The organism is Mucilaginibacter sp. UYCu711 (assembly GCF_050433825.1).
In the GTDB taxonomy this organism is placed as follows: domain Bacteria; phylum Bacteroidota; class Bacteroidia; order Sphingobacteriales; family Sphingobacteriaceae; genus Mucilaginibacter.
Genome location: NZ_JBNPWM010000002.1, coordinates 312,919 through 329,345, shown reverse-complemented (window position 1 = coordinate 329,345; position 16,427 = coordinate 312,919). Strand labels below are relative to the sequence as shown.

General features: G+C 46.0%; 11 protein-coding genes. 4 read left to right on the top strand and 7 right to left on the bottom strand.

All coding sequences use genetic code 11. The features are described from left to right. Positions 1-13 precede the first annotated feature (13 nt). A complete protein-coding gene (locus tag ABIB50_RS05520) occupies positions 14-2,338 on the bottom strand; it encodes a PVC-type heme-binding CxxCH protein (protein WP_429377947.1) in 2,325 nt (774 codons plus the stop codon). A 274-nt stretch (positions 2,339-2,612) separates the two neighbouring features. Here ABIB50_RS05520 and ABIB50_RS05515 point away from each other — a divergent pair, with 274 nt between their 5' ends. Together ABIB50_RS05515 and ABIB50_RS05510 are read left to right on the top strand one after the other, a co-directional pair. Beyond that, positions 2,613-4,901 carry a GH92 family glycosyl hydrolase gene (locus ABIB50_RS05515; RefSeq protein WP_429377945.1) on the top strand — a complete coding sequence of 763 codons (2,289 nt, stop codon included), beginning with the start codon at positions 2,613-2,615 and terminating at the stop codon, positions 4,899-4,901. Positions 4,902-5,039: 138 nt separating this feature from the next. After that, complete coding sequence (locus tag ABIB50_RS05510) at positions 5,040-6,272, top strand: hypothetical protein (RefSeq protein ID WP_429377944.1); 1,233 nt, start codon at positions 5,040-5,042, stop codon at positions 6,270-6,272. Between the two features lie 5 nt (positions 6,273-6,277). Here the strand turns inward: ABIB50_RS05510 and ABIB50_RS05505 are convergent, their stop codons facing one another. The 6 genes from ABIB50_RS05505 to ABIB50_RS05480 all read right to left on the bottom strand — a co-directional run bounded on the left by ABIB50_RS05505 (position 6,278) and on the right by ABIB50_RS05480 (position 15,452). Next, a complete protein-coding gene (locus ABIB50_RS05505) occupies positions 6,278-6,643 on the bottom strand; it encodes a hypothetical protein (protein ID WP_429377943.1) in 366 nt (121 codons plus the stop codon). 131 nt (positions 6,644-6,774) lie between these two features. Beyond that, complete coding sequence (locus ABIB50_RS05500) at positions 6,775-7,905, bottom strand: glycerate kinase (protein ID WP_429377940.1); 1,131 nt, start codon at positions 7,903-7,905, stop codon at positions 6,775-6,777. Between the two features lie 40 nt (positions 7,906-7,945). Then, the gene (locus ABIB50_RS05495; protein ID WP_429377939.1) at positions 7,946-9,076 is read right to left on the bottom strand and encodes a lactonase family protein; all 1,131 of its coding nucleotides are present in this window, start codon (positions 9,074-9,076) and stop codon (positions 7,946-7,948) included. Positions 9,077-9,083: 7 nt separating this feature from the next. Next, on the bottom strand, positions 9,084-11,813 hold the full coding sequence (locus ABIB50_RS05490) for a hypothetical protein (protein ID WP_429377937.1): 2,730 nt from the start codon (positions 11,811-11,813) through the stop codon (positions 9,084-9,086). A gap of 149 nt (positions 11,814-11,962) precedes the next feature. Then, positions 11,963-13,318, bottom strand: a complete 1,356-nt coding sequence (locus ABIB50_RS05485) for a right-handed parallel beta-helix repeat-containing protein (protein WP_429377936.1) — start codon at positions 13,316-13,318, stop codon at positions 11,963-11,965. Between the two features lie 22 nt (positions 13,319-13,340). Next, positions 13,341-15,452 (bottom strand): hypothetical protein, encoded by a 2,112-nt coding sequence (locus ABIB50_RS05480; RefSeq protein ID WP_429377934.1) that lies wholly within the window; start codon positions 15,450-15,452, stop codon positions 13,341-13,343. A gap of 154 nt (positions 15,453-15,606) precedes the next feature. On the opposite strand from ABIB50_RS05480, the gene ABIB50_RS05475 reads away from it, so the two are divergent. Further along, positions 15,607-15,912: an ArsR/SmtB family transcription factor gene (locus tag ABIB50_RS05475; RefSeq protein ID WP_429377933.1), complete on the top strand. Its 306-nt coding sequence runs from the start codon at positions 15,607-15,609 to the stop codon at positions 15,910-15,912. Between the two features lie 10 nt (positions 15,913-15,922). Further along, positions 15,923-16,414 (top strand): SRPBCC family protein, encoded by a 492-nt coding sequence (locus ABIB50_RS05470; protein ID WP_429377932.1) that lies wholly within the window; start codon positions 15,923-15,925, stop codon positions 16,412-16,414. The last annotated feature ends 13 nt before the right edge of the window (positions 16,415-16,427 follow it).

The following is a 16,427-nucleotide window of genomic DNA, read 5'->3' as shown; positions in this document are numbered from 1 at the left end:
TAGTGTTGTAGCCCTAATTAGTTTTTATTGACGGATCAGCAGCGGCAGCCTTACCGGGCGCGCTCAGCTCATCCATAGTAAACACTTTTTGGCGAGAAGCCAGCTTAGCGCGCAGGTTCCTCACATCGGCGGGATTAACCTTATCGCCTTTGTTTTGCCATGAACGGCGCACAAAGTTCATCACCTGCGCCAGGTCGTCGTCCGTAAAGTCCTTATTATCGGCAAAGCCCGGCATTTCGCCGCTTATCTCGGGTGCTTTATATACGTGGCCGGCAATTTTAACCGGCCCGCTCAAACCTTTTAATACAATTGAGATCATGGTAACTTTATTACCATTAACTATCTCTGACCTATTTAGCGGCGGCGCTAACGCCGTTACGCCATTACCATCCTCGCCGTGGCAGGTTTTACAAACGGTACCGTAAATAGCTACCCCTCTTGGGTAATATTTTGCCATCAGCTTAGGATCACTGTTTAGCTTGGCGTCTTCAATAGCAACTACCACCCGGTTTATCCGTTTATTAATAGCCAGGCTGGTGTCGGGCAGATAGGTCAGCATTTCTTTCTCGAAGGCTTGCTCACGTCCCTGCAGGTTTGACACAATGGCATCAGCAATAAAAATATTTTTAGGGTGCCTTTTTGCAAGAGCGAATAAGATATTGTCCGCCAATTTTTGGTCGTAAGTTTTTATAGCGTTGGTTACAAACCCAACATATGGCGCTGCTGTGGTATCATTAACCATTTGCGTTAACACCGGTACAAACTGCCTGTAATTTTTTTGGGCGATAACTGCAGGCGATGCCGTTAAAGCCTGCATCCTGATATTCCATTGCGGCGATTGCAACAATGCCAAAACTTCATCAGCCTGCAACTCTCCAAAACCTTCCAGTGTCCACAAAGCATGCGTAACAAACAGCGGGTTAGTTGATTTTAAAGCTTCTTTTAAAGCCGGTATAGCCTGCTGCGGTTTGGCATCAACTAAAATCTGTTGCGCCTTATCACGCACATAACCATTGGGGTTGCCTAACAGCGCAACCAGTTTAAGCGGGTCTTCAGGGAAAGTAACCCGTGTTAACTTTTTACCTGCCGGATAAACTTTATATAGCCTGCCGCATGATAGCGGTTTGATCAGGCTGCGTTTGCCAATCTCATTAGCTAAATAAGGCGTTAAATACGTTTTATGCTGGATGATACCACGGTACATGTCAACAATATACAGCGCGCCGTCGGGCCCGTCATACAAACTTACCGGTCGGAAACGTTCATCAACACTCGCCAAAAACTCCCGGCCGTGATAAGCTTCTACTCCTTTTACCAGGTTACCCTTTTCGGTAAGGATGTCACGCTTAATTAAATTGGCCGATGGCTCGGCAACAAAGGCGTTAAATTCATAGTCAGCCCCAAACAACCCACCACGATAGATCATCGGTCCGCAAGCCGCGGTCATGTTTACCAGGCGCAGGCTATCATCCAGGACACCTTTCATATAGCCCCGGTTAACGCCCGGTGTAGGCCTTATCGGGAACACACGGTTATCAGACACCGTACGCTCATTAAAGCCGGCCATGCCTTTTTGGTTTTTGTTTGTTAAACCAAGGCTGGGCGGGAAGAAATCTCCATATAAATTGGCCGAATTATCATTGGCATACATGCGGCCCTGGTCGTCCTGGGTTATGCCCCACTGGCCCTTTTCGTGCGCGGTTTCTATCAGCCATTTATCGCCTTTTTTACGGTAACGTTTGGCCGAGTTAGCGTTATAGATCCAATTATCCAAACCACGGTAAAGGCCGTTTGGTTGGTGCTCTACATTACCCCCTACCGTATATTTACCATCAATTAGTGTGCGTTTTACGGGTTTGTCGTTAGCCAGGTCATAGTAATACAGGCGGGGTGGCTCGGCAACTAATATGCCGTTCTCTATCAAACAAAAAGCGCGCGGCATTACCAGCGAATCAATAACAACCTTACGCTCATCCATTACGCCGTCGTTATTTTTATCTGTTAGTACAACTACTTTACCCAATGGTTCGTTCTCGCCCTTGCCTGTGGTATCGGGCATATAATCTTCCATCTCCAGCACCCAAATACGGCCTTTTTTATCAAACATCATCGCTACCGGCGTGCTTACCAACGGCTCGGAAGCTATCAGCGATATGGTCATGCCCGGCTCCAGTTTCATTTTACCGATGGACTCGTTAGCCGGTATAACCGGCGACGAATTGATATCAGCCTTTGGCGGATTGTTAGTCAGCGTTGATACCAGTAGTTTATGGGTTGTACATTGGTACAAAACAGCTGCCGCCAGCAAAAACAGAAATATATAGCCGTACTTTTTCATGTGTGTGAATAATTGGTTGGTGCATATGCCAGTAACTGATATATACAAGTCTTATTCAGGCAAATAAACCTTTATTTTTTAATAAACGTCTATCTATTTTGCTTTTGAAACTGAAATATAGCGAAGAAATCGATTTCGTAATAATTATTTTACTTAGTAGCCCGCTGCTGATGTTAAGAATGCTTACTAATCAGGTAATTTAAAATAATTAATAACTTGCCTTTTATATTACATTCGTTTTGTAATAAACTGCCAATATTATAAACCAATTGTAATGAAAAGATTTGCTCTGTTTGCTATTGCATCGATATGCACTGTGCATATATCGGCACAAACAAAAACCCCTGCCGATTATGTCGACCCTTTTATTGGTGGCAGCACCAGTGCGGCAAAGGCCGGTGTTTTGCATGGCCTGGGCAAAACCTTCCCTGGGGCGGCTACGCCTTTTGGCCTGGTACAGGTAAGCCCTAATACCATAACCGGCGGTGATAACGGCCCGGGTTACAGTTACGAAATGGAATATATGGAAGGCTTCGCCTTTACGCAAATGAGCGGCATAGGTTGGTATGGCGACCTGGGTAATTTATTAACCACACCAACAACCGGCCCCTTACATGTAGTTGCGGGCCGGCATAAACAATTGCCGGGCTACCGCTCTAAATATAGCAAGGATGATGAAGTTGCCAAAGCCGGTTATTATGCCGCTACGTTAACCGATTATAAAATACGCGCGGAGGTTACTGCCGCGCCGCATAGCGGGATAATGAAGTTTACCTTCCCACAAAACAAACAATCGCGCATACAACTTGATCTGGCCCGCAGGGTTGGCGGTACATCAACCGAACAATATATACAAGTGGTTGACGACCATACCATCCAGGGCTGGATGAAATGCCCGCCCGAAGGTGGTGGCTGGGGCGATGGCGCAGGCAAGGCAAACTATACCGTTTATTTTTACGCGCAGTTTAGTAAGCCACTAAAAAACTATGGCGTTTGGAGCGCCGATATTCCTAACGGGATGTCGCGCAAGAGCGAAAGCGTTACCAGTTTAAAATACGATTCGCTGATAGCTAAAGCGGTTATCATACCAAACATTAAACAGCAACAAGGCAAGCACCTTGGCTTTTATACCGAGTTTGCCACGGGCGATAAAGAGGTGGTAATGATGAAATCGGGCATCTCGTTTTCAAGCATGGCCGGAGCCAAACTTAATTTAACCACAGAAATACCAGCCTGGGATTTTAATAAAACACGCGCCCAGGCTAAGGCCCTGTGGAACAAAAGCCTGTCGGCCATGAGTGTGGCCGGTGGAACTGAGGACCAAAAGACTGTATTCTATACCGCGCTATATCATACTATGATTGACCCGCGGGCTACCAGCGATGTGGATGGCACCTATATGGGCGCCGATATGAAACCACACCATACCGGCAAGTTTATTAAGCGTTCTGTATTTAGTGGCTGGGATGTTTTCAGGAGCCAGTTCCCGTTACAAACCATTATTAACCCAACTATTGTGAGCGATATGGTAAACTCGCTGGTTGAGATTGCCGACCAAAGCGGCGAGCATTATTTAGAGCGCTGGGAATTGCTAAACGCCTATTCGGGTTGTATGGTGGGTAATCCTGCTATCCCGGTAATTGCAGACGCTTACAGTAAAGGCATCCGCAATTTTGACGCGCAGAAAGCTTATAAATATGCCCGCAATACGGTTGAGAAATTTGGCAACCTGCCCGGCGCGCATGAAATGGATATCTCAAAAACCCTGGAATATGGTTTCGACGAATGGTGCCAATCGCAACTGGCAAAATGGTTGGGCCACCCGGAGGATGTAAAACTATATGCCGACAGGGGCCAAACCTATAAACAGATCTACGACCCGGAGAAAGGCTGGTTCCGCCCTAAAAACGCGGATGGCACCTGGAAGCCCTGGCCAAAGAAAGGCCGCTTACAACAGGATTACGCTACGGTTGAGAGTAACCCGTATCAGCAAGGCTGGTTCGTTCCGCATGATATTGACGGTATGGCAACTTTGATGGGCGGTCGTGAAAAAACCATTGCCGATTTAAATTCCTTCTTCGAAAACACACCCGATAATTTTACCTGGAACGACTATTATAATCAGGCTAACGAGCCGGTGCATCTGGTACCATTTATGTTTAACCGACTGGGCACTCCATGGCTTACCCAAAAGTGGGTGCGTAAAATTTGCGCCAATGCCTACACTACAGGTGTTGAAGGTTTAGTTGGTAATGAGGATGTTGGCCAGATGTCGGCCTGGTATGTACTGGCGGCAAGCGGCCTGCACCAGGCAACACCCGGCGACCCAAGATATGAGATTTTCAGCCCTACGTTTAACAAGGTAGCTATCCGCGCCGGTGCTACGGGTAAGATATTTACTATTATTGCTAAAGGCAACTCGCCGGCTAATGTTTATATCCAGTCGGCTAAGTTAAATGGCAAGCGTTATAACAAATGTTATATCAGTCATAAACAGATCCTGGCGGGAGGCACATTGGAGTTTGTGATGGGAAGTGTGGCGAATAAGAAGTGGGGGATATAGGACACCATTTCTGCTTTGTCTTTTCGAACGAGGTACGCGGAGAAATCTTATACGTGCGACCTATTTGGCGTATAAGATTTCTCACTACGTTTCGAAATGACAAGCTGCTTTATTTGAATTGTTATTAAACCAATTGATATGAACATCTTATACAAATCATTGATTGCTGTTTGTGTGGTCGGTATATCGGTTACTTCATTTGCCAACCCTCCTGCAAAAAAACTAAACTATAAATTCAAAAAAACCATATCGCGCGAGGTGTTGGAGAACTACCTCGACCGCTCTATAACCATGCAAAGCCTGTTAATAGGCCGGGGTAATTTTGATGATAATTTGCGAATGATAAAAAACATTGGCCCCAAGTTGATCGGTCGTGCCGTTTGCCAATGGGGTCAGGAGGCTGACATCCCTACCAATCTCCTAAAAGAAAAAGAAATGGCGGCCAAAGTACACGCCGTAGACCGGGACATTATTTTACAGGCCTGCATATTTGAAATTGTAACCCCGCAGGTGAATCAGCTGGATATCCCCGACTGGGCATTTAAAGCGCTTAATCTGCCGGTTGAGACACGGAAGTTTAGCTATGATGCCATGCTTTATCCCGATGGTAAATTTAAAGGCCAATGGGGCCGCGGCTCGGTACCCGATGTGAGCCAGAATGAAACCAAGCTGTTCTTTTATTTCCTTGGGGCATCCTACCTAAATGCCGGTATTGAGGGCCTGCACTTTGGGCAGGTTGAGCTGATGAATAAGAACGACAAGAACCTGGATCATTATGCACAAATCTTAGCGTTGATCCGTGATTATGCGCATAAACACGCCCGCCGTAAAATGGTGATCTGCGACTCGCATGTACCAAGCGGTGGTTTTGTAAAGGATGGCAAATTATTGATGGATGTACATGCATTTCCACTAAGGATAAAAGAGATCTCTGATAAGCCCGAAGAGGCGGAGTTAAAAGTGGGCCATACCGATGCCTTGTTTCTGCGAAGTAAAGGCGGCATTACCCCAAGCGGTTGGAGTTGCGAACACTTACCTTACATTGTCGAATTTGATAATTACGGCGTAAGCAAACAACCAAGCCAGCCAAAAGCAGCAGGATTAAGTATCTGGGTTTGGGGATATGATGAGATAAGCTGGTACGCGCATCAGCCTGCCGCCTATCGCCAAAACTGGCTGCATTATGCGTATGATTGGGTAAAGAAAACCGATCCTAACGGTCACGTCGAAATGCCGGGCTTCCGCCAAACCACATCTCCATTAGATAAAAAACGGTGGTATTATGCCAATAATAAAAGCGATGCTGTACCTGATGGGCATGGCGATGAAGATACCATCCGTGATATATGGGCGGCAGCCGAAGAAAAATAAACGGGTTAACTTAAAACCGGTTTAAATGTTTTCGAGCCAAAATTACGTAGCCGGATAAGAATACTGAAGATCTCGCGGTTTATCTGCTCTAACGATGGGCGCTTTTTGTGATTAAGCTCAACCTGGGTTATAACTGTATTTAATTCTTTAAGAATATTACCGGCTAACGGCTGGTTTGTATCTAATTGCTCGCCGTCATTTACGCCATATGTTTTACTAATAAAGTAGCTGATGTTATTTAAACGCAGGCCGTATAGTAACCGGTTTTCTGTTTCGCGGGTAATATGGCTTATGGTGAAAAAATAGGTCTGGCTATTAATTTTTGCCTGTATCATGCTGGTCGTATTTAAAGTAAATCGGGGGAAATTCATAAAAGCAAATTTTAAGTGAATAAACAGCAGAGTTGTACAGTAAGTAGTCAATTAGTATGCCAGCTATACAATCACAGGTTGTAGCAGCATTGCAAGCAGCTATTATGTAGGAATTTACGTATCGCGGAATATTAACTCAAAGCTAACTGGTCGCCAATTTTTTGGGCGGTGATAATTAAATTGTTCCGGGTGTTTTTTAATGCCGTAGCCAAATCAACCGGATCGCTATTAATGGACAATAGCTGATCAAAAACCTGATTAAGTGCCTCACTATGCGCTGCCGGCACTTTTCCTGCTACACCTATCACTTTAATACCTTTCTTTTTAGCAGCAGCAGCTACCGCCGCGGGGGCTTTTCCTTGCAAAGTTTGTTCGTCAATACTGCCTTCGCCGGTAATAACTATATCGCAATTTTGTAACATTCGGTTAAAATCGGTAAGCTCTAAAAAGTGGTTTGCGCCGCTTACCAGCTTCGCATTTAAAAAAGCGTATAGTCCGGCAGCTGCCCCACCCGCCGTGCCACTGTGCTTAATAGTAGTCATATCCCGGCCCGTTTGCTGCAAAGTTATCGCCGCAAACCTGGCAAGCATAGCGTCAAGCATAGTTACTGCCGCTGGCGCAGCTCCTTTCTGCGGACCAAATACCGCAGCCGCGCCTTCAGGCCCCAACAGTTTATTATCTACATCGCATAGGACGATTATTTCGCAGCCGGGAATTCGTTTATCTAAGTTACTTGTGTTTATGGCTGCAATATTAATCAGTTCTGCCGCTATTGGTTTTAAGGATTTTCCGTCTCCATCCAAAAATTCAATGCCAAGGGCATGCAAGATCCCCATTCCCCCATCAACCGTAGCCGAGCCTCCCATACCGATTATGATTTTAGTTACTCCTTTATCAAGGGCGGCCTTTATCAGTTCGCCGGTGCCAAAGGTATTGGCCAGCATTGGGTTTAGTTCGGTTGTTTTTAATAAGCGGATACCCGATGCGTCGGCCATTTCAATAACAGCGGTGCGGCCACCGTCAATCAGCCCGAAAGCGGCGGCTATTGGGCGGCCCAGCGCATCATGAGCGGGGGTGTTTATGAATGTTCCGTTTAGATGTTTTATAATCAGGCTTCCTGTCCCATCGCCGCCATCCGCAACCGGGAAGAGTTGGCATTGGCAATCCAGTCTACTTTGCTGCAGGCCCAATGCAATAGCTTCGGCTACGCTTTGCGCGTCGAGGCTGTTTTTAAAAGCATTGGGGGCAATCAAAATATTCATAGCCCCAAATTAACAGTATTTCCCTGACTATTTTTTACCTTTAACCTACCGGTACAAACCTGATGCACATGGGCGCATCAATGTTAATTACGCTGGGGGTTAGCGTTAACCTGCCGGTACGTTTATTAATTTTATATACGGCAACATTGTTTGAGTATTGGTTTGATACAAATAAATAGTTGCCTGTTGGGTCGATCACAAAATTGCGGGGCGATCTGCCCATGCTGCTGTAGCGCTTAACAAACGTTAGTAAGCCGGTTGCCTTATTCACCGAGAACTGTATAATTTCGTTAGCCGAGCCACGGTTAGAGGTATACAGGAATCTGCCATCCGGCGATAAATGAATATCTGCCGCCTGTATGTTACCTCTAAAATTATCCACTACCATTGATTTGATCTGTAGCTCAACAGGACGGCTCCGGTTAAACCGGTATACGGTTACGGTACCTGTTAGTTCCTGCAACATGTAAATGAATTTTCCATTTGCCGACATATCAATATGCCGCGGACCATACCCCGGGTTGCCGCTTACAAATGGCACCGGGCCTGGGGTTAGTACCAGAGAACCTGCCGGGTTATACTTGTAAATATTTAATTTATCGGTTCCCAGGTCGGTGTACAGCAGGTACTTTTCATCGGGTGATAAAAACGCGGTGTGCACATGCGGGCCTTCCTGCCTTAGCCGGTTTATGCTGCTGCCAATATCCTGGATCACCTGCGAAGCTGCTCCTAAAGAACCATCGGCATTAATTGGATAAACCGACAATACCCCGCCCAGGTAATTAGCTGCAAACAGGTTTTTTTGTGCTTTATCTACCGATACATACAGCGGGCCGCCATAAGCAGGCTGGTTATTTATAGAGTCCAGCTTACCGGTAGCCGCGTCAAATTTATAGGCATATACCCCGCCGGACCCCGTGGCTTTATCGCTTACCGCGTAAACAAACTTTTTATTGTTCGAGATGCAGAGATAGGTGGGGTCGGCTATGCCGTCAATATGGTTAAGGTAAATGATCTTGCCGGTTTCTGGATCAAACCGGTAAACGTAGATCCCGTCGCTTGCGCCATGGGTGCGGGTGCCCACAACCAGGTCGTAAATTTTACTGCCTGCAGTTTGTGCTTTGCAATACAGGGACAGAAATAACGATAATACAAGTAACAGTTTTTTCATTTATAGCTTACGCCTGTCTTATAACAAAATAAGGCTGGTTATTACGCAGCTCATTAAAACCCGGATATACGGTAACCGCTGCCGGGCCTTCTTCCACCTCAAAATAATAGGCCAACGGGTATTGCGACTGTGTATATGCCGCCGGAATATTTGCAACATACGTATTTCCGGAGGGTTTCATATCAACAGTTTCAAATCGTTCGGCCATATTTACATGGCGATAACATAACCTTACCGCCAAAGGCGCTTTCTCAAGCGCCAGCTCAAGGGTTAACGCACTACCCGGTGTAAATGTTTTAAGCGGTTGATGGGTGCATTTTACAGTTATGCGTTTGGTGATGTGTAAGCAGGTGTTAACTGCCATAACTGCGGCGGGTTGCCGGGTATCATTGGGTTGGGCTCCGTCTAACCTCGCGCTCATGCGCTCAACGTCTTTATCTATGCCGGGCAGCCTGTCCAACCAATGGCCGCGCAGCCAGGGGTTCTCGCCGCCGGTAACATCTTTCATGTAAATACCTTTGGCTTTATTGGCCAGTTTAAACCAATGCTCGCGGGCTGCTTTATATTGTTTTAATGCCTCTGCAAGTGCGGTCCTGTCGCCGGTTTGCTCGAAGATATTGTATAATATGCCCGACCGGAATTTAGCTGCAAAAAATCTGCCCAAGCCCGCTTGCATGGCAACATCAATAACCAATCGTCTATATTCCGGCTTGGTTTTGTTGGATGCTTTGGCTGCCAACAGTAAGTTGCGTTCGGCAGCATCTGCTTCATCATCCAGCCATTGCGCTACTTCAAGCGGGGTATACTTACCGCTGTGCTTGCCGGTCACCAGTTCTTTGGCATAATCATTTTTACTTAAAAAGAATTGCGGATCAGACGGTGTAACCGCACCAAACATATGCGGCGATGGCGTATCGCCAATCTGATCCCTCAACACAGCCACTATCGACATATTGGTATACATCTCCGGCCAGTAAGCATTATTAGCTGCCGACTCGCCATGGGCGGTAAGCACGGTTGGCAGAATCCGCGTTGCATGTGCAAGTGCCTGTTGCGCGCCGTTAGCCCCTGGGCCAAAGTCTTTCCGTAAAAAGCGGTTCCATACGTCGTTGTCGGTATCCGGGTTATATAACGTCCTTCCAAATACCCGTAAACTATATAAATATTTCTCCCAATCCCAGCGCGGCCTCAGTGCCGTATCTTCGTAAGCGCACCTGTCGCCGGCAACACCCGAGCCACGGCGGCCCTTAAACGATAGCGGTTCCATTAAGTCAACACCGTCGCCCCCGCAAAAGCTAAATGCACGCGACTGCGCGGCCCCCATCACCGGATCGCCCCAAAGCAAAAAGCGTTGGGTACCTGTCCAGATCCGATGAATGACCTGGTATTTGCGATCCTCCTTCAGAAAATCGCCGTAGCTATAGCGGGTAAAGCTGCGCGACCCCTCGCTAAGGTTCATCAGTTTGGATGTTTTTTTGTTAGGTTTTGGGATCTCCGGTTCGCGAATCTCCGCCTGCATATAGGGCATGCCAATATGCTCCAGCCAATATTTAGGCGATACTGACACCGGCACACCCGATGCCATGGCATTATTCAGCATTTCGGGGTCGAGGCCCTTGGCATGCAGGTTTATAGGCACTACGCGGCCGCAGGTGGCTACGCCGCTAAATATAGTTTTCCAAAACTCATAACTGCCCTCGGTAACCCCGCTTTCGCCGTGGATGCGCAGGGTAACGCCGCTAATAGCCGGGCATTGTTGCAACAACAACCGGATGGCATCGCGGCAATAAGCTGCATGGGTTTCTTTGGTTAATCCCTCAATAGTATAATTGGCATTAGGCGCTTTTATCCATTCGTAACCATGCATCCAGATGCCTAAACAAAACTCCATTCCGCGCGCTACCGTTTGTTCGCTGATAAATTTCAGCATCTTCAGGTTTTGGTCGCGTTCGGCATCTGGCAATTGCGGCACATGTACATTATAGCCCGGCACTGATAGCAGAAACGGATAAGCAAACAAAAAATAAGCATCGGTAACGCCATTTAAAAAGTCATACCCAAGGCCAAAAGTTAAGTTAAAACGGTTAAAACGCTGGGTGGCCAGCATGGATAAGTATTTGGGCCACATTTCTACATCGTTATACCAGGGCTTATCTTCAATATCACTGCAAAATATGCGGTTTATAGCGCGTACTTTATTTAGCGGCTGTTCAATAACAGGTTTTGAAATATGCATTGCTGTTAAGGGCGTGGCAGAATAGTTAACCCTGTCCGTCAACTCTAACAGCGAATAGGTCAATCCCCGCACATCATAACCTGCGGCTATTATAACCGGCCGAACACCATGCATGGCAGGCACCAGGCCCGTTGCTTCGGCTTTGGCCGGGATAGTGGCTCCGGCTTTTTTTAATAAAATTGTTCCGGCATTGCTTTCGGCCCACACAACAACGACACATAAATTGCCGGTAGCGGCTTTTTCAATACTTGCACAGTACTGTACAGCAATATTTTTGGCTTTAAGCGATGCTTCCAGTTCGCCCACGGCCCATTTGGCAGGGCCCGAGGTGGCCATATCATCGTTAGGATCGATAACCAGCGATACGCCTTGCGCGTTAAAATTGGTGAACCCCACAAGCGGTAAGCCAATTGTGGTTACGCCCATTAATTTTAGGAAATGGCGGCGGTCCAGGTCGTTATCATCGCCTGTAAGGTTTGAAGCAGAGGTCTCTTCGATCATGACAATAAGCAGTTAATAGTGGTATAACAGCAATTTACGTTATCGCAAACTTAAACACAACACGTTAAGCCGTAAACCTTTCTATGTTAGTTAATTGTTACAATTTAAATAGATAGTTGCTTTCTTATGAACGCTTAAACCAAATGTAACTATTGCTCAAACGCTCCCCGATCGCGGCCATGTAATTTGGGGCGCGGTTTGCCACTTATGTCAGTAGGCTGCGGCAATTCGCCAGATGCCGAGTTAAGGCCAGGACTGCCTTTAGCTAAACCAAAATTACTTTTATTAAAATCAGCTTCTATTGCTATAAATTTTGGATCAGCAACAATATCATGTTCCGCTTTAAATAAATTCTGAACAACCGGATACAGGTTATAATCCCAGCTGATGTTAACGTTTTTATTATTATTACTGGTTACTTTACCACCGGGGCGGGGTACTATAATGTTATTTAAGAATACAATGTCTTCGCTATGGTTTGCAAACATTTCTGCGTAGCCAACGTTCGATCCGTTGCTATAAGTAGTATTATTAACAATGTCTACATACTTAGTGCGGAATGTATGTATGCCCGAGCCACCATTATAAGCACTTAAATTATTGGCAATAAGTGCCCGGCCCTTCCACTCCGGCCTTTTTGGTTTTGCGGCAGGAGCGGGTGTTACGCTTTGCGTTTTAACAACAGCATCGGCGTTGGGGTTCGTTGCTCCGTTTTCTTCCTGATCGGTAACATCAAGGATAATACCATTGCCATCACTAAGCTTACCTATCTGCTCCCATGGTACCATTGTTTTATTGTTCCAAACATAATTACGTTGGATAATGACATGATAACCCGGCGCAGCGTCATAGGCCCAGTTTAGCAATGTGGTAATCCCCGACCCGCCATAGCGCATAAACCAGGCATTATTAAAAACCCGGGAATCTTGTATCGTGACATAATCGGTTTCAATAGCACAGATACCGCCGCCGGGGCAGTTATTTACCACACAGTTGCGGATGATATTATGGTGTGGCTTGTCATCAGGCTTGCACGGGCGACCATTTATAAATATACCATTGGTGTTAAAATATGGGTTCGGGGTAGTTTTCTTTGCATCTTCCTGGGCATCCAGCAATACAATAGCATCATTAGCGCCGGTAACAGTAAGGCCGTCTAATATTTGGTATGACGTTGTTATGCTTATTCCTGCCCAGCCAGTAGGTTTTATTTGAGGATGTTGGCCTGGCATAGCTTTCCAGGTTATCCACGCGCCTGGTTTGCCTGGCCTGGTTATAGAAAGCACCGCGCTAACTTTATCATCATTAGTATAAATACCATTGCCCACCCAGACAATATCGCCGGGTTGTACTACGCTTTCTGCTTTTTGCAAATTTCTGAAAGCTCCGGCGGGCGTTGTACCATCATTAACATCGTTACCGGTACCCGAAACATACCAGTTTTTTGCCGAAACAAAAAAATTACCGGTTAGTATTAATAAAAGGATTAAAACAAAGCGCTTCATTTTGATATAGATTATAACTTCACTAATTTAACCAAACCGTTTGCGTAAATGCCCCGTTAACCGCCGCATCCCAAACTTCCAGGCGGATCCATTTCTTACCCTTTAAATTTACCGGTACATGGAAGCTCTTATCGCCAAAAGCCGTAGTATTATTTAGGTTGATACGTTGGTGATAAACGTTTTTGCCATCGCCGGTTATCAGTTCGGCAAAGTTTAGCGGGTAAGTCCATTTAACCGAGAAATCTACCATCGCTTTGGCCGGATCTTTTACTTTTATGGTTGATCCTGCTTCGGCACCATTAACTTTAAACGTTGGTAACAGCACCTCGCCGCTTGTGGCGAAGAAATTACCGCTTTTTAATACATCCAATACGGGCTGCCAGCCATTTTTAAACTCAGGCAGCTTATCCATTTTAAGGTAGTTAACGTTTACATGGGCGTACATTTCGTTTTCCTGGGTGATGGTAAATATGTCTGACTCGGCCAGCACCTTTTTCTTCAGGCCCCAGTTGTTCATATCGTCCATCAGCTCAAAGACCCTGCGGCCCATTCTTTCGGTTGATAGATCGCCGGGAATGTTTTTCCAGGCCGCGCCGTTAAAATGAGCTGATTTATAAAATGCTTCATCTTTATACTTGTCAGGATAACCGGTTGATCCTTTAGTGCGGGCATGGGCGGTCCAGGCCAGGCCGTTCTCTGTTTCCAATAGCTTCAGCATATCATCTTTGTCGCGGATATGATATACGTTGCCGTAACGGGCATCATCAGCCACAAATGGCACACCATCCTTACGCGACATGACCCAGTAAACCGGTTTAGGGAAAAACTCCAGCCAATGGCCGCCAAAAAACTCATTAGGTTCTTCGCCGGGCAGCAGCAGGAAGTTGCCATGCGATTCTTTTTCGCATTCTTTAAACAACGTGTTTAGTTCTTTTAACCGCGATTCGTCCGGTCCTTTTGGATGGCCCGCGCCGTGGAACTCGGCCAGGTGAACGATGTTAACCCCTAAGTTTTTAAATACGCGCACATATTCCGGCTCATCCTCGGCCGGCTTGCCTTTTAATAATACTGTAGTGGTATATTCATTATGGAAATGGCTGGCCATGGTTTTGTAACCCGGCAAAGGCTGGTATTTATCATTGCGGGTAAATTTCTTTACGTCCGATAAAACACCTGCACCATCAGCCACGCTAACCATGCAGAAAAAATTCATCCGTTGCTTAGTTCCCGGAGGGGCGTTGAACCATGGCACAAATCTACGATCGCCATAAAGATCCTGGCGAATGCCTATACCATAGCCCGGTATCAGTTTGCGGTAATTGGTGCCATACCAGGTAAATTTCAGGTTAAAGGCTTCATCCAGCGGGTAAAAATACTGGTGTGGCGCCGGGAAAACCGCGAGGCTCCCATTAGCTGTTTGGCCTATTATCGTGCGATATTTTACCATTACGTTTCTGCTGCTATCGGCCGCATTAAATTCGATATTGTTAAATTTATCGTCTGTTTTTGCCCAGCCGATTTTACTCCAGCTGGGGTTATTGCTTACCAAACCGGCATCATACACAACAGCGGTAGAATCTATCCCTGTTGACATAACCGCAGCCACATTAAACAAAGGGCTACCGTTGTAGAAAGTCATTTCAATATGCCCGCTAAATCTATCGGCCTGAATATTCCCTAAACTTACAATAGTGCGCGAACCGGCTGTTTTTACCGAAGCGTTTTGCTTATCTATCATTTCGGCGTGGTAAGCTTTAAAGGGTTTTGTAGGCACACGGTCGAAAAAGATGTTCCAGCCGTTTTGTGAGATCAGGTCCCGTTTGCCTATGGTGAGGATAAACTCGGGATTAAGGTTACTGGCTACTTCTTTGTAAATGCCTTTACTGGTAGCTTGTATACTTTTAAATAACGGGTTGTTTTTATCAAGATCTAAAACTACACGGCCATGTTGGGCCGCGCCGGTGGGCCAGCTCAGGTCTATTTTTGAGCCGGTAGTTTTTATTACCACACCGCTGGTTTTATTAAAGCCCTTTAGGTTAACCGCCGTTTGGGCCGATGCTATTTTTACATTTAAAATTGTAGCCGATGCTATTAATAAAAAGCTTAGGGCTCTTAGTTTATGGGGAACAGGCATAGTATATTGGTTTAACTTGGTTCATAAAAGTAAAAATTAATTTTAATTAACCCGGTTATACTCCCGCTATTTCAGTCCCAAGAAAATAAATGAAAATAAATTTGCGCAACTGATTAATTGCGCATACATTTGCAATCAATCAGTTGCAAATAAAATGAGAAGAGATATTTACCAGGCAATAGCCGACCCCACGCGCCGCGCGATATTAACCCTGCTGGCTATACAGGCCATGACACCTAACGCCCTTGCCGAGCATTTTAACAGCACGCGTCAGGCGGTATCCAAACATATCCAGATCCTGGCCGAGTGTGAAGCCGTATCGCAAAAGCAAAATGGCCGCGAAATATATTACCATGTAAACGCAAATAAAATGAAAGAAGTAGACAAATGGCTGGATACTTTCCGCAAAATGTGGGAGGACCGCTTTAACCAATTAGATGATCTATTAGCAGACCTTTAAAACAATAATTATGACACACGAAACCAAAATTGAAAAAGACGCAAACAACAGGCAGTTAAATATAACCCGCGAATTTATCGCGCCGGTTGATAAAGTATGGAGAGCCTGGACAGAGGCCGAACAATTAGATAAGTGGTGGGCACCTAAACCATGGCGCGCCATAACTAAAACTATGGACTTTACCGTAGGCGGGTTTTGGCTATACTGTATGGCCGGCCCTACTGGCGAGAAGGCCTGGTGCCGTGTGGATTTTACCGCCATTACACCGGGCCAAAGCTTTGATGCAACCGCCGCCTTTTGCGACGAGGGTGGCAACATTGATAAAAGCTTCCCGCCTATGTATTGGCGTAATGTATTTAGCGCCACTGCTACCGGATCAAAAGTAGATATCCAACTATCATTTGATACCGAAGCGGATATGGCTCAAATAGTGGGTATGGGCTTCAAAGAAGGCTTTACCATGGGCTTGGGCAATTTGGACGAATTGCTTGCCCGTTCATAAAAACGCTATTATC

Excerpts from the sequence above, each read along its gene's own strand:
- ABIB50_RS05520 (WP_429377947.1), bottom strand. The coding sequence starts at position 2,338 with ATGAAAAAGTACGGCTATATATTTCTGTTTTTGCTGGCGGCAGCTGTT.
- ABIB50_RS05515 (WP_429377945.1), top strand. The coding sequence starts at position 2,613 with ATGAAAAGATTTGCTCTGTTTGCTATTGCATCGATATGCACTGTGCAT.
- ABIB50_RS05510 (WP_429377944.1), top strand. The coding sequence starts at position 5,040 with ATGAACATCTTATACAAATCATTGATTGCTGTTTGTGTGGTCGGTATA.
- ABIB50_RS05505 (WP_429377943.1), bottom strand. The coding sequence starts at position 6,643 with ATGAATTTCCCCCGATTTACTTTAAATACGACCAGCATGATACAGGCA.
- ABIB50_RS05500 (WP_429377940.1), bottom strand. The coding sequence starts at position 7,905 with ATGAATATTTTGATTGCCCCCAATGCTTTTAAAAACAGCCTCGACGCG.
- ABIB50_RS05495 (WP_429377939.1), bottom strand. The coding sequence starts at position 9,076 with ATGAAAAAACTGTTACTTGTATTATCGTTATTTCTGTCCCTGTATTGC.
- ABIB50_RS05490 (WP_429377937.1), bottom strand. The coding sequence starts at position 11,813 with ATGATCGAAGAGACCTCTGCTTCAAACCTTACAGGCGATGATAACGAC.
- ABIB50_RS05485 (WP_429377936.1), bottom strand. The coding sequence starts at position 13,318 with ATGAAGCGCTTTGTTTTAATCCTTTTATTAATACTAACCGGTAATTTT.
- ABIB50_RS05480 (WP_429377934.1), bottom strand. The coding sequence starts at position 15,452 with ATGCCTGTTCCCCATAAACTAAGAGCCCTAAGCTTTTTATTAATAGCA.
- ABIB50_RS05475 (WP_429377933.1), top strand. The coding sequence starts at position 15,607 with ATGAGAAGAGATATTTACCAGGCAATAGCCGACCCCACGCGCCGCGCG.
- ABIB50_RS05470 (WP_429377932.1), top strand. The coding sequence starts at position 15,923 with ATGACACACGAAACCAAAATTGAAAAAGACGCAAACAACAGGCAGTTA.